At 55.7% G+C, this 971-nt stretch carries 2 protein-coding genes; both read right to left on the bottom strand.

The window, feature by feature from the left end:
• Positions 1 to 504 (bottom strand): cation diffusion facilitator family transporter (locus tag JXQ85_RS16460; RefSeq protein ID WP_421750057.1); only part of this gene is annotated, 504 nt, incomplete at its 3' end.
• Positions 501 to 812 carry an ArsR/SmtB family transcription factor gene (locus tag JXQ85_RS16455; RefSeq protein ID WP_421750056.1) on the bottom strand — a complete coding sequence of 104 codons (312 nt, stop codon included), beginning with the start codon at positions 810 to 812 and terminating at the stop codon, positions 501 to 503. The genes JXQ85_RS16460 and JXQ85_RS16455, both read right to left, overlap by 4 nt.
• Positions 813 to 971: the final 159 nt, after the last annotated feature.

Below are 971 nucleotides of genomic sequence, written 5' to 3'. Positions count from 1 at the left end.
GTGCACGGCAGCGCCTTGCATGTTGAGGTTTTCTTTCTCGCCTGAATGCAGAAGCCAGAAGGCGAGCACGTTTACAAGCAAACCACCGATAGCGACCCAGAGCATCAGACCCCCGAGAATTTCAACCGGCTCAAAAAAGCGCTGGACCGCTTCGAACAGGATCCAGCCAACAAGGGCGATCATGGTGAGAGCGTTGACGAACGCTGCCAAGGTCTCTGCGCGGTGATATCCATAGGATTGATTGGCGTCGGCCGGTCGGTTTACAAGCCGAAAAGCAATATAGGCAAGGAAAAGTGCGGCTGCATCTGTCGCCATATGCCCAGCATCGGCAATGAGCGCGAGAGATCCAGACAGAACGCCGCCAACGACTTCCGCCACCATGAAGCCCGCGGTCAGACACATGGCTGCGAGCACGCGCCGTTGATTGCCACGGTTAACATCTGGCGTATGGCTGTGGGTATGATCGGCCCCGTGATCATGCTCGTGACTGTTGGTATGGCTCATGACCTGTCTCCTTCGCGGATATGGTCCAGCATGTCTTTCACCACATGTTCAATGTGATGGTCGTGGATGGAATAGCGGACGGTGCGTCCTTCCCGTTCAGGGCGCACCAGCCGTGCCGCTCGGAGGAGGCGCAGATGATGGCTCACAAGCGAGGGGGAGAGGTCGAGTTGTACCGCGATGGCGCCGACAGCCACCGGCTCATCCATCACGGCAAGCGCGATGCGCAGGCGGCTTGGGTCGCCTAAGAGCTTGAATGTTTCGGCGACGAGGATGGTTTCTTCGTCGTCTGGCTGGTCGCGCTTCTTCATGCTTAACCTCTATATATGAATATGTATTCATATATAGAGGTTTGTGCGCGATAACAAGGACGTATTCTGAGATGTGTTAAAGTGCGGAAAAAGCAAGGCGGGGAGCGGAAGATGAAACGGGTTTTGCTCGGTGTTTTAGGCGTCGTGTGTGTTCTTGGG

Source organism: Cognatishimia sp., from assembly GCF_049116455.1.
Taxonomy (GTDB): domain Bacteria; phylum Pseudomonadota; class Alphaproteobacteria; order Rhodobacterales; family Rhodobacteraceae; genus Cognatishimia.
Note: the sequence above shows the minus strand (reverse complement) of the source record. Positions and strands in the feature narration are given on the sequence as shown.